Below are 18,329 nucleotides of genomic sequence, written 5' to 3' on the forward strand. Positions count from 1 at the left end.
TCAACACGGCACGCGCAGCTTTGGAGCATGGGTCTTTGCGGATGCACTTAGAGGCAGACCCATGACCCAGGAAACCGGCGGCTTCGCCGCTTTTAATCTTAACCCGAACATTCTTGCTGCCGTCATTGCGACCGGCTACGAAGAACCTTCGGCGATTCAGCAGCAATCGATCCCGATCATCATGGCCGGTCACGACATGATTGGTCAGGCGCAAACCGGTACGGGTAAAACCGCTGCGTTCGCCCTGCCGATCCTGCATCGCATCGATCCTGCTAAGCGCGAACCGCAAGCCCTGATCCTGGCGCCAACCCGTGAGTTGGCGCTGCAAGTAGCAACCGCTTTCGAAACCTACGCCAAGCAAATGCCTGGCGTTACCGTTGTGGCCGTTTACGGCGGCGCCCCGATGGGCCCACAACTGAAAGCTATCCGTAATGGCGCACAGATCGTTGTTGCCACTCCGGGTCGTCTGTGCGACCACCTGCGTCGTGACGAAAAAGTACTGGCTACCGTGAACCACCTGGTTCTCGACGAAGCTGACGAAATGCTCAAGCTGGGTTTCATGGATGACTTGGAAGCCATCTTCAAGGCCCTGCCAGCTACCCGTCAGACGGTATTGTTCTCGGCCACCCTGCCGCAGTCGATCCGTGCCATTGCAGAGCGCCACCTGCGCGATCCGCAACACGTGAAGATCCAGACCAAGACTCAGACCGTTACCGCGATCGAACAGGCTCACCTGTTGGTTCACGCTGACCAGAAGACCTCGGCTGTATTGAGCCTGCTGGAAGTCGAAGACTTCGACGCCCTGATCATGTTCGTCCGCACCAAGCAAGCGACCCTGGACCTGGCCAGCGCCCTCGAAGCCAAAGGCTACAAAGCCGCTGCGCTGAACGGTGACATTGCCCAGAACCAGCGTGAGCGCGTGATCGATTCCCTCAAGGATGGCCGTCTGGACATCGTTGTGGCGACCGACGTTGCCGCCCGTGGCCTGGACGTTCCGCGCATCACCCACGTGTTCAACGTGGACATGCCGTACGATCCGGAATCCTACGTTCACCGTATCGGCCGTACCGGCCGTGCTGGTCGCGAAGGTCGGGCACTGCTGCTGGTTACCCCGCGTGAGCGCCGCATGCTGCAAGTGATCGAGCGTGTGACCGGTCAGAAAGTGGCTGAAGTTCGCCTGCCGGACGCCCAGGCCGTTCTCGATGCGCGCATCAAGAAACTGACCAACAGCCTGTCGCCGCTGGTGGCTGACGCTGAATCGACCCACGGTGATCTGCTCGATCGCCTGACCGCCGACATCGGTTGCACCCCACGTGCCCTGGCCGCTGCACTGCTGCGCAAGGCCACCAATGGCCAGGCGCTGACCCTGGCTGCGATTGAGAAGGAACGTCCACTGGTGCCGAACAACGCACCGCGTGGCGATCGTCCTGAGCGTACCGGTGATCGTCCGGACCGTGCTGATCGTGAGCGTCGTGCGCCGATCCCGCTGGCCGAAGGCCGTGCTCGCTGCCGTACCGCGCTGGGTGCCCGTGACGGCATCGCTGCCAAGAACCTGCTGGGCGCCATTCTCAACGAAGGCGGCTTGGCTCGTGAAGCCATCGGTCGCATCCAGGTGCGTGACAGCTTCAGTCTGGTGGAACTGCCGGAAGATGGTCTGGAGCGTCTGCTGACCAAGCTCAAGGACACTCGCGTGGCTGGCAAGCAGCTCAAGCTGCGTCGCTATCGCGAAGATTGATCGGCTCTCGGGCTGATTGATCGAGCATAAAAAATCCCCGACTGGTTCGGGGATTTTTTTTGCCTGTTGGTTGGTGCTCCTTCAGGGAAAGGTGCGTAGAGGCCAAACGTGAGCAGGCTCGCTCCCACAGGGTAAATGCCAATCCAATGTGGGAGCGAGCCCGCTCGCGATTGAAGCGACTCGGTCCAACGGTCAATCGAACCGATAAATGTCCATGCCCAACGTCCCCATCGTGAACCCTTGGTGGGCAATGTTGAACTCGCCACCCGCACCCCGAGCAAAATACAGCGGCAATAAGTGTTCGTCGCTGGGATGGCTGCGCACGGCATTAGGCGCCTGGCGACGGTAATCATGCAGCGCGACCTCGTCGTCGGCCGTCAGTTTCTCAACTATCCAGTCGCGAAAGGCCCTGGCCCAGGGCTCAATGCTTTCAGGGCCGGCGTTCCAATCCAGGTCGCGCAGGTTATGGGTGATGCTGCCGGAGCCGATCAGCAAGACGCCGTGCTGGCGCAGACTCGCCAGGGCGTGGCCAACCTGTGTCTGCAACGCCGGCCCTTGGCGGCTGGGCAGGGAGACTTGTACCACTGGGATGTCGGCCTCGGGGTACATCAAGGACAACGGCACCCAGACGCCATGGTCGGATGGCCGCTGCGCGTCAAGGCGTGCCGGCAGGTGCGCGGCGTTGAGCAGGTCGGCCACTTGTGCTGCCAGTTGGGGGTCGCCCGACGCGGGGTATTGCACCGCGTACAGGGCCGGCGGGAAGCCGCCGAAGTCATGCCAGGTGCGTGGCTGCGCATTGGCGCTGACCAACAGTTCATCGCTTTCCCAGTGGGCAGACACGATGACGATGGCTTTCGGCCTGGGCAGCTGCGCGGCCAGGCGAGCCAGTGCCGGGCCGCTGTCACCGGGCTCCAGGGCGAGCATCGGTGAGCCATGGGAGATAAACAAGCTGGGCAGCATGAACAGACTCCTGAGCGTTAAGATGTTGTCATCTTCGGCCAGGCAATGATCTAAATCTAATATAAGTTTTAGCCCGTTTTGATCGAATTTTTGGAGCGAATCATGGAACCCGAGTTTTGGCACAAACGATGGTCATCGAGTCAGATCGGTTTTCACTCGTGCGAAGTGAACCCTTATCTGCAACGTTTCTGGCCGCAATTGAGGTTGGAGCAGGGGAGCCGGGTGCTGGTGCCGCTGTGCGGGAAAAGCCTGGATTTGCTATGGCTCGCCCATCAGGGACATTCAGTACTGGGCGTGGAACTGTCGGAAAAAGCCTCCGCTGATTTTTTCCTTGAGCATCAGCTTGAGCCGAGCGTGAGTGAAGAAGGTGCATTCAAGGTCTTTCGTGCCGCAAATATCGAAATCCGCTGCGGGGATTTCTTTGCCTTGGCTGCGCAGGATGTGGCCAATTGCACGGTGCTGTACGATCGGGCTGCGTTGATCGCCTTGCCTGAGCCGATGCGAGATCGGTATGCGGCCCATTTGCAGAAGATCTTGCCGCAGTGCACTGGGCTGTTGATAACGCTCGATTACAACCAGGCTGAAATGCCTGGCCCACCGTTTTGCGTAAGTGATGACGAGGTGCGGCGGCTCCTGGGGAAAGCCTGGCAGCTGGAGGTCTTGCAGGAACAGGATGTGCTGGGTGAAAGCGGGAAGTTCTTGCAGGCTGGGGTGAAGCGGCTGGATGAGCGGGTGTATCGGGTTTCCAGTCGTTGATGTGGTGTGTTTGCCGGGCCTGATCAACAACCCATAAATCAAACAAGAAAAAGCCCGCATCACTGCGGGCTTTTTTGAAGCTCGAACCTGTCAGCCGCGACGACGCAATGCGTCGATACGCTCTTCCAGCGGCGGGTGGCTCATGAACATGCGAGCTAGGCCCTGCTTGATGCCACCGTTGATGCCAAAGGCATTCAGGGTGTCGGGCATGTGGACCGGCAAACCTTGCTCGGCACGCAGGCGTTGCAGGGCGCCGATCATGGCGCTGGTGCCAGCCAGGCGTGCACCGGCGTCGTCGGCGCGGAACTCGCGCTTGCGCGAGAACCACATGACGATGGCGCTGGCGAGGATGCCCAGTACCAGCTCGGCGAAGATGGTCGCCACGTAGTAGGCGATGCCCTGGCCTTCTTCATTCTTGAAGATCACCTTGTCGACGAAATTGCCGATGATGCGGGCAAAGAACATCACGAAGGTGTTCACCACGCCCTGGATCAACGCCAGGGTCACCATGTCGCCGTTGGCGACGTGGCCGATCTCGTGGGCCAGCACGGCCTTGACTTCATCCGGCGAGAACCGTTCGAGCAAGCCCTGGCTGACGGCGACCAGTGCGTCGTTCTTGTTCCAGCCGGTGGCGAAAGCGTTGGCCTCGTAAGCCGGGAAAATACCGACTTCCGGCATCTTGATACCCGCTTCGCGGGACAGCTGCTCGACGGTTTGCAGCAGCCATTGTTCGTGGCGAGTGCGCGGCTGGCTGATGATCTGGGTGCTGGTGCTCATCTTCGCCATCCACTTGGAGATGAACAGCGAGAACAGGGAACCGGCGAAACCGAACACCGCACAGAAGATCAGCAGCTGATTGAGGTTGAGGTCAACCCCGTTGGCCGCCATGAACCCGTTGAAGCCAAAAAGGCTCAGGGTGATGCTGGCAATCAGCACGACCGCCAGGTTAGTGGCCAAAAACAGCAGGATGCGCATCATGGTTGTGGAGAACTCCTCATGCTAAAGATGTAGCGTTATGCGGGGTATATAAGGTGCTGCCGCAGGCTATTCAACTCGCCGACTATTTCAAACTGTGTCCTACAGGCGTCCCAAATGATTGAAAGACTTTTCTGAAAGTGACGACGGAAAAGAAATAGGGCGCCCGTACCCCGTGAACGTTGAGCTTCAGCCCCCATCGCCTGCTGGGCCCCTAGTGTAGAAGGCCTGCCGGAACCGCTGGAACGGATATGTTGCTGAATCAAACAGCGTGCGAGGTGAGGGGCCCTCGCACGCTGTTCTGCTTATTGGCGGTAGGACTTGAGGAAGTTGCCGATCCGGCCAATGGCCTGGTCGAGGTCGTCGACCCGCGGCAGGGTTACGACGCGGAAGTGATCCGGCCATGGCCAGTTGAACGCCGTGCCCTGGACCACCAGCAGTTTCTCGGACAGCAGCAGGTCGAGTACGAATTTTTCATCGTTGTGGATCGGGCAGACCTTCGGGTCGATCCGCGGGAAGGCATACAGCGCGCCCATCGGCTTGACGCAACTGACGCCGGGAATGTCGTTGAGCAGTTCCCAGGTGCGATTTCGCTGTTCCAGCAATCGGCCCTGGGGCAGGACCAGGTCATTGATGCTCTGGTAGCCGCCCAGCGCTGTCTGGATCGCGTGCTGGCTCGGGACGTTGGCACACAGGCGCATGTTGGCCAGCATGTCGATGCCTTCGATGTAGCTCTGGGCGTGATGCTTGGGCCCGGAGATGGCGATCCAGCCGGAGCGGAAACCCGCCACCCGATAGGATTTGGACAGGCCGTTGAAGGTCAGGCACAGCAGGTCTGGAGCCAGGGATGCGGTGCAGATGTGCACGGCATCGTCGTACAGGATCTTGTCGTAGATCTCGTCGGAAAACACCACCAGGTTGTGCTGGCGTGCCAGCTCCAGCATGCCCAGCAGCACTTCTTTGGAGTATACGGCGCCAGTCGGGTTGTTCGGGTTGATGATCACCAGCGCCTTGGTGTTCGGCGTGATCTTGGCCTTGATGTCCGCCAGGTCAGGGAACCAGTTGGCCTGTTCGTCGCACAGGTAATGCACCGGGTTACCGCCGGACAGGCTCACAGCGGCGGTCCACAATGGATAATCCGGCGCTGGCACCAGCACTTCGTCGCCGTTGTTGAGCAGGGCCTGCATCGACATCACGATCAGCTCGGACACGCCGTTGCCCAGGTAAATGTCCTCGATGCCGATGCCTTCGACCTGCTTCTGCTGGTAGTACTGCATCACGGCCTTGCGGGCGCTGAACAGGCCCTTGGAGTCGCTGTAGCCCTGGGCGGTCGGCAGGTTGCGGATGACGTCCTGGAGGATTTCATCGGGCGCCTCGAAACCAAAGGGCGCCGGGTTGCCGATGTTCAGCTTGAGGATGCGATGGCCTTCCTCTTCCAGGCGCTTGGCGTGCTTGAGCACCGGGCCGCGAATGTCGTAGCAGACGTTGGCGAGCTTGTTCGATTTGCTGACCTGCATGGCGATGTGTTCCCGAAAATGAACGATCCAGGCGGTGTGTGAACTACCGTACTGGGGATCCTGCGTCTGTGCCCAGGCCTGACGCGGTACATGCATCACAATCCGTTTGAATGCGCATGATGTGACTGCCAGACTGGCGTCTGACGAGGCGCAATCATACGTGCCGCCCGATCTGCGGAAAAGCGTCGGATCGGGCTTTTTCAATTGCCGAGGTAGGACGATGGAAAAGTTGGAAAAAACCCTTGAAGAATGGCGCTCCATGCTTGACCCGGAGCAGTACAACGTCTGTCGGCTGAAGGGCACCGAACGGCCATTCTCCGGTAAATACAACGACACCAAGACCGACGGTGTGTACCACTGCATCTGCTGCGCCGAGCCGCTGTTCGATTCACGGACCAAATTTGATTCCGGCTGCGGCTGGCCGAGTTTCTCCGCGCCGATCGAAGGCAGCGCGGTGGTGGAAGTGCGGGATGTCAGCCACGGCATGATCCGCACCGAGGTGGTCTGCGCCCAATGCGACGCCCACCTGGGCCACGTCTTCCCCGACGGCCCACCGCCCACGGGCCTGCGTTACTGCATTAACTCGGTGTGCCTGGATCTCGTGCCCCGCGAGTAAGTCTGTGGGAGCAAAGCTGCTCGCGATACAGGCACCTCGATCTCTGAAAGGCCGCGTCGCCCTCATCGCGGGCAAACCTTGCTTCCACAGTTTGCGGTGTGGGAGCTTTGACAATTAAATTGCATGCAATTTAATTGCTCGCTATCTTCAACCTCCTTTCATTCATCTGGAGCCTTGCCATGAGCGACAATCTGCTAAGCATTCCGTGCACCACCATCAAGGGTGAGCAAAAGACCCTCGCCGATTTCGCCGGCAAGGCTGTGCTGGTGGTCAACACCGCCAGCCAGTGTGGGTTCACCCCGCAGTACAAGGGCCTCGAGGCGCTGTGGCAGACCTACAAGGACCAGGGGCTGGTGGTGTTGGGCTTTCCGTGCAATCAGTTCGGCAAGCAGGAGCCGGGAAACGAGGGGGCGATTTCCGAGTTCTGCGAGCTGAACTTCGGCGTGAGTTTTCCGCTGTTCAAGAAAATCGATGTCAACGGCGCCAATGCCCATCCTCTGTTCGTCCAGTTAAAGCAGCGGGCGCCCGGCGTGCTGGGGTCCAAAGGGATCAAGTGGAATTTCACCAAGTTCCTGGTCGGCAAGGACGGCCAGGTGGTCAAGCGTTTTGCCCCGACCACCAAACCCCAGGATCTGACTGGCGAGATCGAAGCACTGCTCAAATGAATGACATGTCAGTCGATTCGCTGAAGCTCGACAGCCAGTTGTGTTTCAAGCTGTACGCCGCATCCCGGGCGGTGATCCGCGGTTACAAGCCGATGCTCGATCAGCTCGGCCTGACCTACCCGCAATACCTGGCGATGCTGGTGCTGTGGGAATGGCAGGACACCGCGCCGCAACAGCCGACGGTCAAGGCCTTGGGCGAACGGTTGCTGCTGGATTCCGGCACGCTGACGCCACTGCTCAAGCGCCTGGAACAACTGAACCTGGTCCAGCGCCAGCGTTCGGCTCGCGATGAGCGAGAGGTGCACTTGAGCCTGTCGGATGCAGGTCGGGCCTTGCGTGAGCAGGTCGGCCCGCTCAAGGCCCGCCTGTTGTGTGACAGCGGGGTTGATCTGGACCGCCTGGGTGATTTGCGCGACGGTCTCGATCATTTGCTGGGGCAGATCAAAGCGCTGACGTAATGGGCACCCACTGATCCAGCAGCGCCGCCAGTTCTTCGCGGCGAAACGGCTTGGACAGGTAATCGTTCATGCCGGCAGCCCGGCAGCGTTCACGTTCCTCGGGCATGGCGTTGGCCGTCAGTGCGACAATCGGCAGATCCGACCAACGCCCGCTGCGGCGAATCTGCCGGCTGGCCTCATAACCATCCATCACCGGCATGTTGCAGTCCATCAGCACCAGGTCGAAAGCCCGCTGTTCGAGCTGATCCAGCGCCTCGACGCCGTGGGACGCGACGGTGACTTCGCAGCCCAGTTTCACCAGCATGCCCTTGGCCACCAATTGGTTGACCGGATTGTCCTCCACCAGCAACACCCGGGCGCATTTGGTCGGCGCCAGGGTTTCGATATGCGCGTCATGGATGGTGCTCGCTTCGCTTTGCAAGGATCGACGTAAAATCTGCAGCAGCGCATGGCGTGCCAGGGGCCGGGCCTGTTGTATCAGGGGCGCGAGGGCGGCGGCTTCTTCGCTGGGCATGAAACTGCCGTAAGCGGTCACCAGCAGGATCGGGGCATCGAAGGTTGGCCGCAAGTTGAACAGGCATTCCGGGCAATCGGTAATCAGGACATCGGGCTTGAGCCCCAGCAGCCCGTCATCCACCGAGCGTCTTATGTAATCCAGCCCCCAGCCCGGCAGCAGCATGTTCAGCAACTCGGCCAGCCCGCTGCTGGCGGCAGTAATGGCGACGACATTGCCGTGCAAGGGTTCGATAGGCGCCGCCGGGGTATGGCTGGGCAGGGGCAGGTCAGCGCAGAACTGACTGCCGAAACCGGCTTCGGAACTGATCGTCAACCGGCCCTGCATGACTTCGCAAAGGTTATAGGTCAGTGCCAGGCCCAGCCCGGTGCCACCAAACTGTCGGGTAATACCGGCGCCGGCCTGGGTGAATGGCTGCAAAATTCTCGCTTGAGCCTCTTGGGGGATGCCGATGCCGGTGTCGCAGACCTCGATCCGCACGCCGCCTTCGTAGTGACTCAATCGCACATCGACCCGGCCGAAGCGAGTGAACTTCAGCGCGTTGGACAACAGGTTGCTGACTATCTGACGCACCCGGGTCGGGTCGCCAAGTACTTGCGTTGGAAACTTCGGATCGATCAGGCAGGCCAGCTCGACGCTGGGTGCGGCATTCTGGGAAAGCAGGTTGGCGGTGTCTTCGACCAGGGAGCCGAGGTCGAACGGGATACGTTCGAGTTCCAGCTGGCCAGCGTCGAATTTCGACAGGTCGAGAATGTCGTTGAGCAGTTCGACCAATACCTTGCCTGAGTCATGGGCAATCGACAGCTGTTGCTGTTGTTCGGCCGTCAGCGGGCCATCCAGGGACAGGGCGATCATGCCCAGCAAACCGTTGAGCGGGGTTCGGATTTCATGGCTCATGTTGGCCAGGAAGGTGGAGCGGGCTTCGGCCATGTCCAGGGCGGTGCGCCGGGCCACCTCCAGCTCCTCGTTGGACTGGCTGAGGCGGGCATTGATGGCCTTGAGTTCGGCGGTGCGTGCCGAGACGATGTTTTCCAGCTGCGCCAGGTATTCGGTGAGGCGATTTTCAGCCGTGCGCCGCTGCTGGATTTCGGTGGAGATATTCTCGAACTGCTGGTTGGCGACCGATACCAGTACGCCGATTTCATCGGACTGGTGGCCGGTAGGGCATTCCAGGCGGTTCTGTTCGCTGCTGCTCGGGTCGCGACTGCTCAGCTCGCGGATGACCCGTACCAGGGGTTTGGTCAGCATCACGTAGAACAGCGCCAACAGCAGGCCGGTCAGGATCAGACTGCGGGCGAACCCGTTGAGCAACGTAACCTCGGCCCGACGCAGGAAGCGGCTGCCGAAAGCGTAGGTGTCGACGTCCAGTCGCAGTACGCCCAGGGATTCGCCGGGCAGGTGATCGAGGTAGAGTCGGTCTTCGAACTGACGCTGGGCGCCGAACAGAAAGTCGCTGATGAATCGGTAACTGCTTTGCAGTTCGGGTCGTTTGACGCTGGCCAGTACCGTGTTGTTATTGTCGAGCAGTTCGGCACCGATGATGGCCGGTGAGCGCAACAAGCCCATGGACAGTTCCTGGGCGAGCTCGGCATCGATGTTGTAGGCGATGCGTGAGGCCGGGTTGTGGCTGATTTCCAGCAACGACAGGATTTCACGGTTGATCGAAGCGTCTTCGCTGGCATAATCGATGCCTATCTGCATCAGACTGAGCAAGGTGCCCAGCAAGAAACCCACCAGGACGGTCAATCGGGCCTGTTTGTAGGACAGCCGCTGGGTGAATCTGATGTCCATGGAATGATGAACCACTTACGTTTCCCTTCGCCGGTCAAGCATAGCTGATGATCTCTGAATATCGGCCCAGCCGGTTTGTGCTGTATGAGATAGACCGGCCATTGAATACGGCGTTTCGTCGCTGTAGCGCCATCATTACCATGAACCTGTCCGAGGAGAAGACGTGGACTCGCGATTGAATGCTTTTCTTGAGCGCGCCGATGCCGTGCTGGCCCGTATCGAACCCTTGCTGCCTGCCCCCCGGCCCACCCTCGATTGGACCCAGACCCTGGCTGCTCGCTGGCAACGTGACGGACGCAGCGGTTATCTGCTGCCGCTTCAGGTCAGCCTCGACATGCGCCTGTCGGACCTGATCGGCGTGGACCGCCAGGTTGAACAACTGGGCCGTAACACCCGGCAATTCATCGACGGCATGCCTGCCAACCATGCGTTGCTCTGGGGTTCGCGCGGCACCGGCAAGTCGTCCCTGGTGCGCGCGTTGCTGGCCGAACATGCCCAGCATGGCCTGCGGCTGATCGAGATCGAGCGCGATCACTTGGCTGATCTGCCCCGGGTGGTCGAGCTGGTCGCCAAATTGCCACAGCGCTTCGTGCTGTTCTGCGATGACCTGTCGTTCGAATCCGGTGAAGGCGATTACCGCGTACTTAAAAGCGTGTTGGACGGTTCCCTTGAGCAGGCGCCGGACAACGTTCTGTTGTATGCCACCTCCAACCGCCGCCATCTGGTGCCGGAAAAGGAAAGCGACAACGAGAACTGGAAGCGGGTTGACGGCGAGCTTCACCCCAGCGAAGCCGTGGAGGACAAGATCGCGTTGTCCGACCGCTTCGGGTTGTGGCTGTCGTTTTATCCGTTTACCCAGGAGCATTTCCTCAACGTGGTGGAGCACTGGATCGGCGAGCTGGCGGCCAAGGCCGGGCTGGCCTGGCAGCGCGACGAGGCGCTGGATGTGCTGGCGGTGCGCTGGGCCACTGGACGCGGCAACCGCAACGGACGTTGCGCCTATCAGTTTGCCCGTTATTGGGTGGGACTGAAACTGCTGGAGCACAAGGCATGATCGATTTGAATGGCACGGGCGAAGGCCTCGACGGCTACGGCTTGTTATCGGCACAGCTTGAATCCTTGCTGGCGCAAGAGCGGGACTTCATTGCCAATGCCGCACAGTTCTCGGCTTTCCTGTTCAGCCAGCTGGACGACCTGAATTGGGCCGGTTTTTACCTCAATCGCCACGAAGAGCTGGTCCTGGGCCCGTTCCAAGGCCAGATCGCTTGCGTGCGGATTCCCTTCGGCCGCGGCGTGTGCGGCACGGCGGCCGCGACCCGCCAGACCCAGCGCGTCGAGGATGTCCATGCCTTCGCCGGGCATATCGCCTGCGACAGCGCGTCGAACAGCGAGCTGGTGGTGCCGCTGGTCAAGGATGGACGCCTGATCGGTGTGCTCGACCTGGACAGTCCGAAACTGGCGCGTTTTAGCGAACATGATCAGGTTGGCATTGAACAATTGGCCGCGATTTTCCTGCGCCTGACTGATTGCTGACCCGGCTTTGCGTAGGCGCTGGCGCAGCCTGCGATCTTTTGATCTTTCGCTTGAGATTCAAGCGTCAGGGGAAAGATCGCAGCCTCGCTTCGCTCGGCAGCTTCTACAGGGATAGCTTTCATGCCTTCAACCCCGCTTTGACCCGCAGGCTGTCGGGGTCGACGTCGTCGATCTGGTTCGGGTCGAGAAACTGGTTGGCGTAATTGAGGTAGATCTGCTCATCGATGAACAACCCGAACAGCTCGGGATCGATGTGGGCGTCACGGCACATGGTGGCCATGATGCCCAGGGCTTCACTGAGTTTCTTCGCTTTCTTGTAAGGACGATCGGCCGCCGTCAGCGCTTCGAAAATGTCCGCAATCGCCATCATGCGCGCCGGCAGGCTCATCTCCTCGCGTTTGAGCCGCTTGGGGTAGCCGCTGCCGTCCATCTTCTCGTGATGACCGCCGGCGATCTCTGCAACGTTGTCCAGGTGGCTGGGGAAGGGCAACTGGCTGAGCATCAGGATCGTTTGCACCATGTGATGGTTGATGACATAGCGCTCCTCACGGGTCAGCGTGCCCCGGGTAATGCTGAGGTTGTAGAGTTCGCCGCGGTTGTATTTCCAGGGCGGTACATCGAGTTGGAAGCCCCACGGGTTGTCCGCCGGGATCAGTTCGGCTTCGTGCCGCTCCAACAGGTGCTCGGGCTTGTCCGCCAGCAATGGTTCAGTGACCGGCAGCGTGGGTTTGGGCGTGCGCGCCTGCCGTCGGTTCTCTTCCCAGGAAACCCCCTGGCGATCATCGAGGGTCCGGGTCCACGGGTGTTCGGCGATGCGTTGCAAGCGTTGCAGATCGGCGTCGGCCATGGCTTCGGAGCCCAGATTGCAACGGGCGACAAAGGCAAAGTCGTCATCGAGGCCCGCCAATGTCGTGTCGCGCCGCTGCGCCAGGGCTGGCGGCTCGCCGCCCGTTGCCACGGCCTGCCAGTAATCGACCCAGGCGTCGCGCTTGAGCACCTCGAAGCGGGTACGGATTTCGTGGATCCGGTCGTTCAGGGTTTCCAGTTTGGTGGCTTTGTCCACCACGTATTCGGGGGTGGTGACCTTGCCACAATCATGCAGCCAGGCGGCGATGTGCAGGGCCTCCCACTCGTCTTCCGTTGGCCTGTAGGCGTCGAAGGCCGGTGCCTGGCTGGCGGCAGCGGCTTGGGCGAGCATCAGCGTCAGGGCGGGCACCCGCTGGCAATGTCCGCCGGTGTAGGGGCTTTTGGCATCGATCGCGCCGGCCAGCAATTGGATGAATGAATCCAGCAATAGCTTTTGCCTGGCTTGCAGGCGCTGGCCTTCAATGCTTACGGTGGCGGTACCGGACACGGCCTGCAGGAAGGCGATGCGGTCCGGCTGGAGTTTTTCCAGGTCGGCTTCGGCGCCGCTGTCAGTGATCAGCAGCACCAGGATCCCAACGGTTTCCTGGTGACGATTGCGCAGGCGGATGCCGATCAGGTGAACCCGTGGAGAGTCCAGTGCCCGCAAGACGCTTTGCAGGTCGGCGGCCTGTTCGAAACCCAGGGAGGTCACGAGATTTTCCGAGGCAGCCAGTTGCTGGAGCCATTGCGGGCTGTCGCCAGCCTGGAGGTCATAACCCTGCAGTTTGAAGGCATCCAGATCCCGAGGGGTTCCATCGATCACCAGCCCGTACGGCTTGACCCGATTGTCGTCGTTCTCGCGCAGGTAGATCAGGCCGGCCTGGGCCTCGCCGATTTTCACGGTCTCGAACAGCACCCGTTCCAGCAATGGTGCGAAGCGGGTTTCGGCGCTCAGGCTGGCGGTGATTTCAAAGAAGCTGGCCAAAGTCTCTTTCATTCGAGCCATCGAGACGCCCAACTGATCGACCTCCAGCACGGGGGAGCGGCGCGACACCGGGTAGTTGAAATCGAAGCTGCGAATGGCATCGGCCTCCTGTACCAGGGCACGCAGGGGCTTGACCAGAACTCTGGAGGTCAGCCAGCCCAGGGGCAGGCACAGCAGCAAGGTGGTGAGGGTGATGAGCGCGCCTTGCCAGCGCATGCGATAGGCATCGACCAGCAACTCGTCTTCAGGGACCAGCAACGCCAGTTCCAGGCCCTGCGGCCCGCCTTCCTGCATGTGGCTGCGAGAAACGATCCACTGGCGGCCGGCCGCCTCCAGGCGTGGGGTGTCAGTGCTGTTGTCGAGTGCGGCGGCGATGGCCGGGCTGAGGTCGCGGGCCTTGATCAGGCGTGCCGACCGGGTGTCGGCAATCAGTCGGCTGCTGTCCGGGTAACCCACGGCATTGCCTTGGGGATCGAGTAACACGATCTCGGTGCCGGCGGTCACCTTGTGCTTGGCCAGGGTCTGGGACAGGGACGCCAGCGTCAGGTCGGCACCGATGACCGCCTGCTCACCGCTGCGCCGGGCGAGGGTGGTGCCGATGTTGTGGGTGGAGAAGAACACGTAGGGTTCGGTAGTGATCTGGTCGGCGTTCTCCAATGCACTGCGAAACCAGCTGCGGCTGCGCGGATCATAAGTTTCGTCAGCAATGTCCTGGCGGCCGATGAGCGTCAGGGCATCGTCGTAAAACAGCGATTGGGAGCGCACGGGGCCCTCATTGTTTGCCCGCTCCACGGTCCAGACCTGATAGACCGCATCAGCTGGGGCCTTCAGGGTGGTTTTCAGGGCTTCGGTACGCAACGGCCGGACCATCAGAAAGTCGCCGTTGCGATTGGCCAGGTACAACGACGCCAGGTTTGGGTTGTCCCGCAACGCCTGGCTGAAGGGCACCAGCAGGGCCCGGCGTTGAGCCATCTGCGGCGTGCGTGTCGCCGGGTAGTCGGCCAGCAGGCCCAGCAGATGGCGGATCGGTTCGTAGGTGTCGTACAAGTCCAGGCGCACGTCCTGCTCAATGCGGTTGAACAGTTTTTCACTGCTGGACATGATGATTTGCGTGGTTTGTCGATAATGGAAAATGCCCAGCACCACACCGGTCAGCAGCAGAAGCAGTGTAAACATCACGCTGATGTGGACGTGCAGGGGAAACCGGCGTTTTTCCGGACGCGGTGCGCTGAGCATTACAGTCACTCCAAGTGTTAGGGGCGTTCTCAATTGGGTTCCCCACAACGCGGTGGGCAAACCAATTGAGAACGCCCCCCGGTACGCACTGCTGCAAACAGCATAGTAAACACTGGATTATTTTGCCTTGGCGATCTCCGTTTCCAGGGCTCGCTCCAGGTCCGTCATGGCGTGGTCGAGGGCTTCGGCGCATTCGATAATTCGTTCAGGCGCGTGTGCTTGATGACAGGCGTGCTCCAGTGCCTCGCACCGCTGGATCAGCGAGGTCGCCTGCACAATTCGGGCAACGCCTTTTATCTTGTGCGCGATTTCGGTCAGTGCTTGGCGGTTACCGCGTCGGGCGACGCCGAGCAACTCCTGACGGTCCGAACGGTTGCTGCTGAGCAGTTCTGCCAGCAGTCGCCGGTTGGAGGCAGGATCGCCGCCGGTCAATGCCTGCAGGTTTTGCACATTGAAAACACGTGGCCGGCTGGCGGGTTTGACGGTCTTCATCCATTGGCTCAGGACGCTCAGGCTGATCGGTTTGAACAGGCATTCGTCCATTCCGGCGTCCTGGCAGCGTAGTTTTTCCTCCGGCTGAGCATTGGCGGTGAACCCCAGGATGGTGCAGGGTGGCAGGTTCTGTTCGGACTCGTGGCGCCGAATCGATCTGGCCAGTTCGTAACCGCTCATGATGGGCATGTTGCAATCGGCAATGACCAGGTCGAAATCCCCTTCATGCCAAGCCTTGAGCCCTTGTGCGCCATCGTGGGCGACTTGGTAGTGATGACCGAGATATTCCAGTTGCTGCGACATCAACAGGCGATTGGCCGGATGATCGTCCACGACCAGAACGTTTAAAGCGGCCACGGTTGTGTCGATCACCGGCTCGCAGGGTTCGCAAGCGGTTGTCGTTGGCAGCACGGTCAGTTGCAGGCACACCCGGACCTGGGTGCCGGCACCCGGCTGGCTGCTCATGTGCAGGCTACCGCCCATCATCTGGCACAGGTTGCGACTGATCACCAGGCCCAGCCCTGCACCTTTTCGGGCCATCCGGCCGGTATTGTCAACCTGGGCAAAAGGCTCGAACAAACGCTGCAGGTCCGCCGGCCCGATGCCGATGCCGCTGTCGCTGACCTCAAGCTGCATTTGCAGGACGTTGTCCTGGGTGGTTCGAGACAGCTGGACCTTGATCTGTACCCAACCCTGTTCGGTAAATTTGAGGGCATTGCTGATCAGGTTCGAGAGCACCTGTTTGAATCGCAATGGGTCGATCAACACGTCGGGGCTGCCTTCGCCAGGATCGAATTGCAGCGACAACGCCAGATTCTTCTGCCGGGCCAAGCCTTCGAATACCCGTATGAGCGATTGCAGCATGTTCCTCAGATTGACCCGTTCGGGCGCCAGGCTCAGATGACCCGATTCGATCCGTGCGATGTCCAGGATATCGCCTATCAACTCCAGCATGCCGGAGGCCGATTCGTAGGCGACTTCTATTGTCGAGCGGTCCACATGGCCCTTGTCGGCATGTTTCAAGGCCAGTTCAAGCATGCCGATCACCGCGTTCATGGGGGTGCGGATTTCGTGGCTCATGGTCGCCAGGAACGTACTTTTGGCCCGGTTGGCGCTGTCTGCCCGTTCCTTGGCGGCGCGCAGGTCCTCGAAAAGCTGCCGCCGCTCGCTGATGTCGATCCAGCCACCGATAATGCCTTGCACTTGCGCGGCAGAGTTACGGTAGGGGAGGATCCAGTGATAGATCGTCAGCTTTTTGTCCCCGATGTGCAGCGGCCGATCCACGATCAGGGCGGTGCCTTCGGCCATGACGCGCTGATAGTCCGCCTGGTACTCCTGCGCTTCGAAAGCATTGCTCATGGACCCGGGCATCACGTTCTTGCCAATGACGTCTTCGCGTTTTGCGTCGAAGGTTTGCAGGTAGCTGTCGTTGCAGCTTTGCAGGAAGCCGTTGCGATCTCTCACATAGATGGGGTGAGGGGTTCCGTTGAGCAGTGAGTGCATGAACTCGATCTGGTCATTGAGGGCCAGTTCTGCCCGTTGTCGTTGCCTGATCTGCCGCTGCATGTAGGCATTCCATGCCAGGGAAAGCAGTAGTAACAGGCCGACGCCTGCGGCGATCTGGAAGAACAGGCGGTTATAGGTACGCCACGTGTGTTCCGAGGCCGAGACGTAACCGCGCCAGCGGTTGTTGATGACGCCCAATTCGTCGGGGTCGATGCTGGTCAGGGCCTTGTCGAGGATGGCATTGAGCTCTGTGGCACTTTTTGCGGTGGCCAACGAGAACATGGCCTGCTGAGTCCCTACGGTGCTGCTGATTTGCAACCGGTCCCGCCACAAGTGGGAGGAGATGAAGTAGTTGGCCATGACCAGCGAATTCACGCCGCCATCGACCTGGCCCTGGGCGAGCATTTCAACGGTGTGCAAGGCGTCGGCGGTTTCGATTGTGTTGATGCTCGGATACTGGCTTCGTAACCATTCAATGAGCGGATTACCTTTGACGATCGCCAGGCTTCTGGCCCCGAACTGGTCGAGTGTCGCCGGTGTGTCGGATGGCTTGCGGGTCAGCAGGACGAATGAGCTATCGACGTAGGGGCGGCTGAATTTCAATTGCTGTTGCCGCTCGCTGCTCGGCAAAAGCGCCGCGATCATGTCGGCCTGATCATTGCGGACCGCGGCAATCATTTCGCTGTCGCTATGGTGGCGCTGGATGTCCAGGCGCAGGCCGGTACGCAGCCGGATCAGCTCCAGCAGGTCGGCACTGATCCCGCGAAAATCGCCATCCGAATCGAAGAACGTGAAGGGGGCGAACGTTTCGTTCACCGCCACCCGAACCACTGGATGCCTTGTCAGCCAGCGTTGTTCCCGGTCGGTCAGTTGTATCCTGTGGTCCGTGAGGTACAGGTCGCTGCCTGCACTCCAGCGCTTGGCGATGGCCGTTTGTTCGGCGATGGAGATCTGGTTCAGCGTGGCGTTGATGACCTCCAGTAGCTGGGTATCGTTACGGCGTACCGCGAAGCCGAACCCGTAGGATTCATGTTTCCCGAAGCTGGCCATGCGAATGTTGCTCAAGTAACCCTTGCTGATCATGTAATGGGTGGAAATGGTATCGCCGAGAAATACATCGGCCTGGCCGAAGGCAACGGCGTTTACGGCGTTCTGGTAGGAGGGGTAGGTGGTGATGAGCGCCTTGGGGTACAGCTTTTCGATTTCCTGCAGCGGCAGATAGTGATAGACCATGCTTAGCCGCAGCCCCTTGAGATCGTCAGTCAAGGATCGGCTTTCATTGGTTCGGGTGACGAGAACGGGTTGGTCTACCGCATAAGGTGTGGACAGGACAATGCCGGGGGTGCGGGCTTCGAAACCGTTGGCGGTCCCCAGTATGTCGATTTGCCCATTCTTGAGCGCAGCAATGGCCGCGTCACGGGACCCGAAGCGCAGGACCCTCATGGGCAGGCCGGTCGCTTTGGCGATGACGCCGGCGTAGTCGGCGGTCATGCCCTCGTAGTCGCGTCCGCTGGTGGAGAGATCGAAGGGTGGATAATCCGGTGCAGAGGTTCCCAGAACCAATTCCTGCCGGTCTTGTAGCCAGGCGCGGCGGGCGTCATCCAGTCTGACTTCGACATGGGCCGCAGTCGAACGAGCCAGAAGCGTGTAGTGCTCGGGACCCGGTGCCGCCGCGAGGACTCCTGCATATAACCCTGCGCTTAATAGCAGGAGACATTCCTTTATGCATGTGAGCATCCTGTTT

The 18,329-nt window shown here is 60.3% G+C and carries 13 protein-coding genes; 7 read left to right on the plus strand and 6 right to left on the minus strand.

Annotated features, from left to right (window positions below):
• Positions 1-61 precede the first annotated feature (61 nt).
• Positions 62-1,735, plus strand: coding sequence for a DEAD/DEAH box helicase (locus tag ACA047_RS09585; RefSeq protein WP_497358734.1), 1,674 nt, complete (start codon positions 62-64; stop codon positions 1,733-1,735).
• A gap of 192 nt (positions 1,736-1,927) precedes the next feature.
• On the opposite strand, the gene ACA047_RS09590 is transcribed toward ACA047_RS09585, so the two are convergent.
• Entirely contained in the window at positions 1,928-2,695 is a 768-nt protein-coding gene (locus ACA047_RS09590; protein ID WP_497358736.1) for a DODA-type extradiol aromatic ring-opening family dioxygenase, read from the minus strand.
• Positions 2,696-2,797: 102 nt separating this feature from the next.
• Between ACA047_RS09590 and ACA047_RS09595 the strand changes: the two genes are divergently transcribed.
• Positions 2,798-3,451 (plus strand): thiopurine S-methyltransferase, encoded by a 654-nt coding sequence (locus ACA047_RS09595; RefSeq protein WP_497358738.1) that lies wholly within the window; start codon positions 2,798-2,800, stop codon positions 3,449-3,451.
• A gap of 90 nt (positions 3,452-3,541) precedes the next feature.
• Here the strand turns inward: ACA047_RS09595 and htpX are convergent, their stop codons facing one another.
• Positions 3,542-4,429: a protease HtpX gene (gene htpX / locus ACA047_RS09600; protein ID WP_003199411.1), complete on the minus strand. Its 888-nt coding sequence runs from the start codon at positions 4,427-4,429 to the stop codon at positions 3,542-3,544.
• A 302-nt stretch (positions 4,430-4,731) separates the two neighbouring features.
• Entirely contained in the window at positions 4,732-5,943 is a 1,212-nt protein-coding gene (locus ACA047_RS09605; RefSeq protein WP_497358740.1) for a pyridoxal phosphate-dependent aminotransferase, read from the minus strand.
• Between the two features lie 220 nt (positions 5,944-6,163).
• On the opposite strand from ACA047_RS09605, the gene msrB reads away from it, so the two are divergent.
• From msrB to ACA047_RS09620, 3 genes are all read left to right on the plus strand, one after another.
• A complete protein-coding gene (gene msrB / locus ACA047_RS09610) occupies positions 6,164-6,559 on the plus strand; it encodes a peptide-methionine (R)-S-oxide reductase MsrB (protein ID WP_497358742.1) in 396 nt (131 codons plus the stop codon).
• A gap of 179 nt (positions 6,560-6,738) precedes the next feature.
• Positions 6,739-7,224: a glutathione peroxidase gene (locus ACA047_RS09615; RefSeq protein WP_497358744.1), complete on the plus strand. Its 486-nt coding sequence runs from the start codon at positions 6,739-6,741 to the stop codon at positions 7,222-7,224.
• Positions 7,221-7,682, plus strand: a complete 462-nt coding sequence (locus ACA047_RS09620; protein ID WP_497358746.1) for a MarR family winged helix-turn-helix transcriptional regulator — start codon at positions 7,221-7,223, stop codon at positions 7,680-7,682. Before ACA047_RS09615 ends, ACA047_RS09620 begins: the two co-directional genes overlap by 4 nt.
• Here ACA047_RS09620 and ACA047_RS09625 read toward each other — a convergent pair.
• The gene (locus ACA047_RS09625) at positions 7,666-9,987 is read right to left on the minus strand and encodes a hybrid sensor histidine kinase/response regulator (RefSeq protein WP_497358748.1); all 2,322 of its coding nucleotides are present in this window, start codon (positions 9,985-9,987) and stop codon (positions 7,666-7,668) included. The genes ACA047_RS09620 and ACA047_RS09625 overlap by 17 nt on opposite strands.
• Positions 9,988-10,150: 163 nt before the next feature.
• Here ACA047_RS09625 and ACA047_RS09630 point away from each other — a divergent pair, with 163 nt between their 5' ends.
• Together ACA047_RS09630 and ACA047_RS09635 are read left to right on the plus strand one after the other, a co-directional pair.
• A complete protein-coding gene (locus tag ACA047_RS09630) occupies positions 10,151-11,041 on the plus strand; it encodes an ATP-binding protein (RefSeq protein WP_497358750.1) in 891 nt (296 codons plus the stop codon).
• Positions 11,038-11,520 (plus strand): GAF domain-containing protein, encoded by a 483-nt coding sequence (locus ACA047_RS09635; protein ID WP_497358752.1) that lies wholly within the window; start codon positions 11,038-11,040, stop codon positions 11,518-11,520. Before ACA047_RS09630 ends, ACA047_RS09635 begins: the two co-directional genes overlap by 4 nt.
• A gap of 118 nt (positions 11,521-11,638) precedes the next feature.
• On the opposite strand, the gene ACA047_RS09640 is transcribed toward ACA047_RS09635, so the two are convergent.
• The gene (locus ACA047_RS09640) at positions 11,639-14,587 is read right to left on the minus strand and encodes an HD domain-containing phosphohydrolase (RefSeq protein ID WP_497358754.1); all 2,949 of its coding nucleotides are present in this window, start codon (positions 14,585-14,587) and stop codon (positions 11,639-11,641) included.
• Between the two features lie 117 nt (positions 14,588-14,704).
• Entirely contained in the window at positions 14,705-18,322 is a 3,618-nt protein-coding gene (locus ACA047_RS09645; RefSeq protein ID WP_497358756.1) for a transporter substrate-binding domain-containing protein, read from the minus strand.
• Between the last annotated feature and the right edge of the window lie 7 nt (positions 18,323-18,329).

Source organism: Pseudomonas sp. LBUM1664 (assembly GCF_059695895.1).